We start from the raw sequence: 6,528 nt of genomic DNA, 5'->3' as shown, positions 1-6,528 counted from the left end.
ACTCATTCCCAAGATGCCCACCGTCTCTCCGATGTGTCTCCGCCGCTGCCGCAGCGTCCCAACAACCGCCTCAGCAGCGCCGGTGAAGGGGTATTTACGGATTAGGTCTGGGACCTGCAACCCCCATTTTGAAAAAACTTCACATTTCCCATCGTTTTCTTCAGTTCATTAATTAAATCAACATATTACGTTAATAAATCAATCTCGCAGATGTACTTTGAGCGCTCAGGAAACCTGAGAAACCAGGCGAAACGAACCTCAGAGGCGGAATCTCGGTGCGCAGAGGATCATCGGAACCCCAAAAGCCATTGCGAGCCCTGGTCTGCATCGGTCGAATATTGGAATAACAACTTAAAGACCTTGGTAACTGACTTGGGGTTATAATTGTTTTTTTACTAAAATCCCGCAGTGTTCCCAAAACCGCTAGATCAGGGCGACAAAGACCCAGCGGTTACCGCTGAAAGAAGCTGGGAGCACAGAATTGCAGTTCGACTATGTCATCGTTGGCGGAGGTTCCGCGGGATCTGTACTGGCACATCGCCTCAGCGAAGATCCCAGCATACGGGTGTGTGTGCTTGAGGCTGGAGGTCGCGGCGATGGCATGGTTGTCAGGGTACCGTCCGCTGTTGTTGCAGCTTTGCCGGGGCGGCCTCGAATTAACAACTGGGCCTTCGAGACCGTTCCGCAGCCCGGTTTGAATGGACGCAAGGGTTATCAACCACGTGGTAAGGCCCTGGGCGGTTCAAGCGCGATCAATGCGATGCTTTATATCCGGGGTCAACGACAAGACTATGATGGATGGGCGGACCTTGGGTGCGAAGGGTGGGATTGGACCAGCGTACTGCCCTATTTCAAACGCGCTGAGAGTAACGAGCAAGGCGCAGATGACATGCATGGCGATAGCGGGCCTCTGCATGTCTCGCACCAAAAAGAACCGCGCCCTGTAACCCGCGCCTTTGTTGAAGCCGCTGAGCAATTGCAACACCGCAGCACAGACGACTTCAATCGCGGTGATAATGAAGGCGTTGGACTATATCAGGTCACGCAGTTCCACGATCCGGCAAAGAATGGCGAGCGATGCTCTGCAGCGGCGGCGTATCTGTTTCCTGCACTGAACCGCCCCAACCTGACCGTCATCACTCATGCCCATGTCAAAGAGCTGACGTTCGAAGGAAGACGTGCCAGCGGAGTGACCTATCAGAAAAAAGGCAAAGGCGCAGATTTCACAGTGACCGCCACGCGCGAAGTCTTGCTGTGCGCGGGTGCGTTGAAGTCGCCGCAACTGTTACAGCTATCCGGCATAGGTGCGATAGCTGATCTGAAACCGCACGGAATCGCCATACGTCATGAGTTGCCGGGCGTAGGGCAAAACCTGCAAGACCATCTGGACTTCATTCTCACATACCGCAGCAAAGACACAAACACATTCGGCATAGGTCCTGTTGGGGCCGCCCGACTGCTTGGGCATATTCGCAGGTGGTGCAAGACAGGTGTATCCATGGCTGCCACCCCGTTTGCCGAAGGCGCGGCTTTTCTGAAAACCAGTCCGGATCTGGAGCGCCCGGATATTCAGCTGCATTTCACAATCGCAATGGTTGATGATCACGCTCGCAAACTGCACTACGGATACGGATATGGTTGCCATATCTGCAAGTTGCGCCCGGACAGCCGCGGAACAGTCGGGCTGCGCAGTGCTGACCCGATGGACACACCCAACATCGACCCGGCCTTTCTTTCGGACGACAGAGATATTGAGACTATGATCAAAGGCGCGCGTATGACACGGGACATCCTCGAAGCGCCCGCTTTGGCGAAATACCGACACAAAGAGATGTTCGGAACAGATAGCGCCCAAACCGACGCGGATTGGGAAAAGCACATCCGCGCCCGCGCCGATACAATTTATCACCCTGTCGGCACCTGCAAAATGGGGCGCGACCCGATGGCTGTGGTGGATCCCGAACTACGGGTACATGGAATCGAAGGGCTGCGTGTTGTCGACGCGTCGGTCATGCCAACACTAGTGTCTGGCAATACAAACGCGCCAACCATTATGATTGCGGAAAAAGCGGCGGACATGATCAAGGCAGCAGCGGGTTGAGGTGCTACTGGCCTTTCATCAAAGCGTCTAACCCGACCCTGTAATTAGGATAGATCAAAGTCACGCCCAGCTCGTCCTTGATCCGGTTGTTCCGCACACGCTTGTTTTCATTATAGAAGCTGCGCGCCATTGGCGTCAGGTCGGCCTCTTCAAAGGAGACCGCCGGCGGAAGGGGAAGACCTTGCAACTCAGCAGCGTAACCAATGACGTCCTGTGGTGGGACGGGTTCATCGTCACACACATTATAGACGCGACCCGGGTTGGGCTTGGTCATCGAGGCTTCAAGGATTTGCGCGATGTCATCCACGTGAATGCGCGAAAACACCTGCCCTGGTTTTATGATACGCCGCAACCCACCGCGTTTCAGCTTGGAAAAGGGACCTCGGCCGGGGCCATAGATGCCAGCCAACCGGAAGATGTGCACCGGCAGGCCAGGAATAGATGACCATTGCTGCTCGGCCAACATGCGCCATTTACCGCGTTTGGCGGTTGGAGCCGGAGGCGTGTCTTCATCAACCCACCCGCCCTGATGATCGCCATAAACGGCAGTTGTCGACAAGTACCCAACCCACGTGAATTGAGCCGCGCGGCGCGCGATTTCCTCACCCAGCGCCGCCAAAACCGGATCGCCTTCTGCATTCGGGGCGGTCGAAATCAACAGATGCGTCACCCCATCAAGGTTCGGTTCCTGCCCAGGCCAAACCAACGGCTCCGCACCCGAGTCGCGGATAGCTTCCATGCCTTCGCTGTCACGTGTGGTGCCAAGAATGCGCCAGCCTTCCGGAGCAATATGTCGAGACAGGGCCTGTGCGGAATAACCATGGCCAAATGAGAAAAGCGTCTGTGTCATGCCCCTTTGATGGGCCTCAGTGCATCGGGATGCAAGCGCTGCATGGACGCACTTGAATCGAATCTTTGGATGCGGCTTTCTGTTGGGTATGAGCGACAAGAAACCCGATTTGCATTCGGCCTATGCGCTGAACTCTCCCAATGAACACAAACGCCTCTATGCGGAGTGGGCCGGGGATTATGATGACGGTTTCGCCGCGCGCGAAGATTACCAGCTTCACACCCATACAGCGCGGGCATTTGTGAGTGCGGGCGGTCAGGGCCCGGTTCTGGATGTTGGCGCAGGCACAGGTCTGTGCGGCGCAGTGTTGTCCGGGCTGGGCGTCGGGCCAATTGATGCGACCGATATCAGCGCGGAAATGCTGGATCAGGCCATGCGCAAGGATATCTACCGCGACGCGATCGAAGCAGACCTGACCCAAGGCATTCCGGTACCGCGTGAAAGCTATTCCGGCATCGTCTCATCCGGGACTTTTACCCATGGCCATCTTGGCCCCGAGGTCTTTCCCGCGCTGTTGCGTGTCGCACGGCCCGGCGCGCAGTTCGCCCTTTCGATCAATGCCCGTCATTTCGAAAAATTGGGTTTCGCAGAAAAATTAGGCCAATTGGAACAGGGTCAGATTCGAAATCTGACCCTGCCCGAAGTTCGTATCTATGGCGATCTTGCTGCTGGCCCCAACAAAGACGACACGGCGTTCATTGCTTTGTTTGAACGGGTTTAAACCAAGGAAATTAGGCCGAAATCATCAGGTATACATCTGCTTTTTGTACGCGCGCGTGCGTGTCGTCGCCTCGGCCGAGCCGTCGTGATAGGTGCCGAACCATTTGTCGAACGGGATTTCGGACGTGCCGTAGTTGCACTCGAAATACCTGTGATGAAGCTGGTGGAAGAAATCACCGGCCCGTGCGGCTTCGGTCTCGCCAGCTTTCAGTTTCTCGAACCCTGAATGGGACAGAACCGGGCTGATCTGCTGAAACGAGCTGTGAAACAACAGATGCAGCGGATGAGACGGCACAATCAGGTGGATGAAGTAGGTGGTGAAATACAGCAGGTTTTCATACCAGTGGTTCGAAATCCCAGACCATGGTCCGATATTGACATTGCGGTGATGCACGGCGTGGACGTGTTTGTAGAGCTTTGGGTGATGCTCAAGCCGGTGCACCCAGTAGAAGTGCAAACCGGACCACATCGGAATGAACATCATCCACACAACAAACCAAACCGGAGCTTCAGCCCACGTGATCGTCGGCGCCCAGCCATTGGCCATCGCCCAGTAGATGATCCACTGGTAAACGGTGGCAACCGTCATGGCGCTGCCCAGCGTCCACCAGATATTATCCCAAACCTGATTGCGGAAGGTAAACGTTCCGTTGTTCCTCGTCAGATCCCGCCGGTCGAACTTCTTATACATGCCCTGCCCTTTGCGCATGTAAAGCCACCAATGCAGCCCCCCGGCCACCACGATTTGCGGCACCATGTTCAACAGCCAGATCCGGAACATCCAACCGGGCGCAAAGCTCTGCATCGTCTCTAATCCAGGGAAAAAGAAGGCATAGGCAATTATTGCCAGAACCATGCACAAGGTCAGGGACGTGATCTGCAACCAAGCGCCGCTGTACCATTTCAACACGGCTGCGGGACGCGGTGGCCAGCTGAACAGCGGGTTCAGGCCTACGGGACCTTCGGGGTGATAGTGCCAGCGGGCGGTTTCGGGATCCGGGGCGATATCCGTCATGATGCTCTCTCTGGAATGTGCAGTCAGGTTGCGTAGTCCGATTCCTCTACATCGAGAATCGCCTTGATCTCACGCAGGTGGGCTTCGGCTTGGTCGGGGTAGTCGTCCAGCTCTTGTGCGGTTTTCTCGGCAATCTCATCCGACAACACGCGCAAAGGCAGGCCCGTTTGCAACGCGCGGATATACGTCTCGGCCGCACGCTCGAAGTAATACAGCCTGTTGAACGTATCCGCAGGATCGCTGCCGATGATCAGAACGCCGTGATTGCCCATGATCATGACCTTTTTCTTCGGGTCGGTCAGCATCCCGGCACAACGTTCGCCTTCGCTTTCAAAAGCCAGCCCGCCGAACTCTTGGTCAATCACGTAGCGATTGTAAAAAGTTGCCGTGTTCTGATCGATCGGTGGCAAGGTGCTGTCGGCCAACGAGGCCAGAACAGTCGCAAAGATCGAATGCACATGCATGACACAACGCGCGTGCGGACAGTGGCGATGGATTGATCCATGCAATCCCCATGCGGTGGGATCCGGTGCACCGGGTTGGGACATCACATCAGGATCGTTGGCATCCAGCAGCAGCAAGTCTGACGCGCGGATGCGCGAGAAATGCGCCTGATTGGGGTTCATAAGGAATTGCGTGCCGTCCTCGTTCACTGCAAGGCTGAAATGATTGGCGACAGCCTCGTGCATATTCAGCCGCGCGGTCCAGCGGAACGCGGCAGCCATATCCACACGCTCGGACCAGTGATCGATATTGGGGCGAAGGTTGGTAACACTCATGCGGCGGCTCCTGTTGCGGCTGACCTTGGATAAAGCCTGCATTTGACTTGCGCGTTTGACCAACGAAAAAAACAAAGCTATCCCATTAGTTGAACTTATGCCGAGGTTATGTCGATGCAGAACAAACTGCCTCCGCTGGGCTGGCTGCGCACGTTTGAGGCCGCAGCACGGCATCTGTCTTTCACCGGCGCAGCACGGGATCTGAACATGACGCAAAGTGCCGTCAGTCAGCAGATCAAATCGCTGGAAGGTCATCTGGGGCAGCCCTTATTCTTGCGCCGCCCCAAGGCGTTAGAACTGACCGAAGCCGGAATCACCTATTTGCCAGTGGTCCGAGAAGCGTTTCGGACGCTTATGCGCGGCACACAGGCTGTCACCGGTGCGCAGCCAAACGCGATTCAAGTGCAATGCAACATCAGCTTTGCCGTCAATTGGCTGGCCCCACGCCTGCCGATGTTTCAGGCCGAGCATCCTGATGTACAGTTAAATATCTTCACTGAACTCTGGGAACCACGAGAGATGGCCGAAGGCGCAGCGGTTGAGATTCGTTTCTCGTTGCGGCCATCGGACACCACCCGGACCGAGATGCTGCGCACAGAACACTATTATCCGGTCTGTGCCCCAGGATATCAGGTGAGTCTGGACGATCTTCAGGAAAAGCCATTGTTCGATTGCTCCAATCTGCTGTCCAATTGGTCAAGCTGGGCAGAAGAACAGGGTCTAACATGGGGAAACCCGTCGATTACCTATGCAACAACCTATCTGGTTTGCCTTTCTGCAGCTATGGCAGGTGGGGGCCTGTGCCTGGCCCATGACGCCATTGCACACCACCTGATCGAACGCAGGCAGCTTGTCGCGCCGTTTGAACATCGCGCGCCGATGCCCGAGGCATATTATCTGCTGTTGTCCCCGCAGGCCGAGGACACGCCCGGAGCTGTGGCCTTTGCGAATTGGATTCGGCGCGAGATTGGGTCAGCCACGTAAACCGGCAAGCTTTCGCCTTTGTCCAAGGCCAGTGCGCACCTGTCCAATGGCCGGGCGGCATGGGCGCGCTGCAAGTGGA

At 56.0% G+C, this 6,528-nt stretch carries 6 protein-coding genes; 3 read left to right on the top strand and 3 right to left on the bottom strand.

Going from position 1 to position 6,528, the window contains the following annotated elements:
- The first annotated feature begins 481 nt into the window (after positions 1-481).
- On the top strand, positions 482-2,101 hold the full coding sequence (locus tag ACR0EV_RS14335; RefSeq protein ID WP_480800705.1) for a GMC family oxidoreductase: 1,620 nt from the start codon (positions 482-484) through the stop codon (positions 2,099-2,101).
- 4 nt (positions 2,102-2,105) lie between these two features.
- Here the strand turns inward: ACR0EV_RS14335 and ACR0EV_RS14330 are convergent, their stop codons facing one another.
- Entirely contained in the window at positions 2,106-2,951 is an 846-nt protein-coding gene (locus ACR0EV_RS14330) for an SDR family oxidoreductase (protein ID WP_480800704.1), read from the bottom strand.
- Positions 2,952-3,039: 88 nt separating this feature from the next.
- On the opposite strand from ACR0EV_RS14330, the gene ACR0EV_RS14325 reads away from it, so the two are divergent.
- On the top strand, positions 3,040-3,672 hold the full coding sequence (locus tag ACR0EV_RS14325) for a class I SAM-dependent DNA methyltransferase (RefSeq protein ID WP_480800703.1): 633 nt from the start codon (positions 3,040-3,042) through the stop codon (positions 3,670-3,672).
- A gap of 24 nt (positions 3,673-3,696) precedes the next feature.
- On the opposite strand, the gene ACR0EV_RS14320 is transcribed toward ACR0EV_RS14325, so the two are convergent.
- Together ACR0EV_RS14320 and ACR0EV_RS14315 are read right to left on the bottom strand one after the other, a co-directional pair.
- Entirely contained in the window at positions 3,697-4,686 is a 990-nt protein-coding gene (locus tag ACR0EV_RS14320; protein WP_480800702.1) for a sterol desaturase family protein, read from the bottom strand.
- Between the two features lie 23 nt (positions 4,687-4,709).
- Positions 4,710-5,465: a class II aldolase and adducin N-terminal domain-containing protein gene (locus tag ACR0EV_RS14315; RefSeq protein WP_480800701.1), complete on the bottom strand. Its 756-nt coding sequence runs from the start codon at positions 5,463-5,465 to the stop codon at positions 4,710-4,712.
- A 114-nt stretch (positions 5,466-5,579) separates the two neighbouring features.
- Here ACR0EV_RS14315 and ACR0EV_RS14310 point away from each other — a divergent pair, with 114 nt between their 5' ends.
- The gene (locus ACR0EV_RS14310; RefSeq protein WP_480800700.1) at positions 5,580-6,449 is read left to right on the top strand and encodes a LysR family transcriptional regulator; all 870 of its coding nucleotides are present in this window, start codon (positions 5,580-5,582) and stop codon (positions 6,447-6,449) included.
- The last annotated feature ends 79 nt before the right edge of the window (positions 6,450-6,528 follow it).

This window comes from Ruegeria sp. CF8 (assembly GCF_056537285.1).
The sequence above is the reverse complement of the archived record's forward strand: the minus strand, read 5'-3'. Positions and strand labels throughout refer to the sequence as shown.

Bases quoted from the DNA above. Each gene is read 5' to 3' on its own strand.
- ACR0EV_RS14325 (WP_480800703.1), top strand. From the start codon at position 3,040: ATGAGCGACAAGAAACCCGATTTGCATTCGGCCTATGCGCTGAACTCT.
- ACR0EV_RS14330 (WP_480800704.1), bottom strand. From the start codon at position 2,951: ATGACACAGACGCTTTTCTCATTTGGCCATGGTTATTCCGCACAGGCC.
- ACR0EV_RS14310 (WP_480800700.1), top strand. From the start codon at position 5,580: ATGCAGAACAAACTGCCTCCGCTGGGCTGGCTGCGCACGTTTGAGGCC.
- ACR0EV_RS14320 (WP_480800702.1), bottom strand. From the start codon at position 4,686: ATGACGGATATCGCCCCGGATCCCGAAACCGCCCGCTGGCACTATCAC.
- ACR0EV_RS14315 (WP_480800701.1), bottom strand. From the start codon at position 5,465: ATGAGTGTTACCAACCTTCGCCCCAATATCGATCACTGGTCCGAGCGT.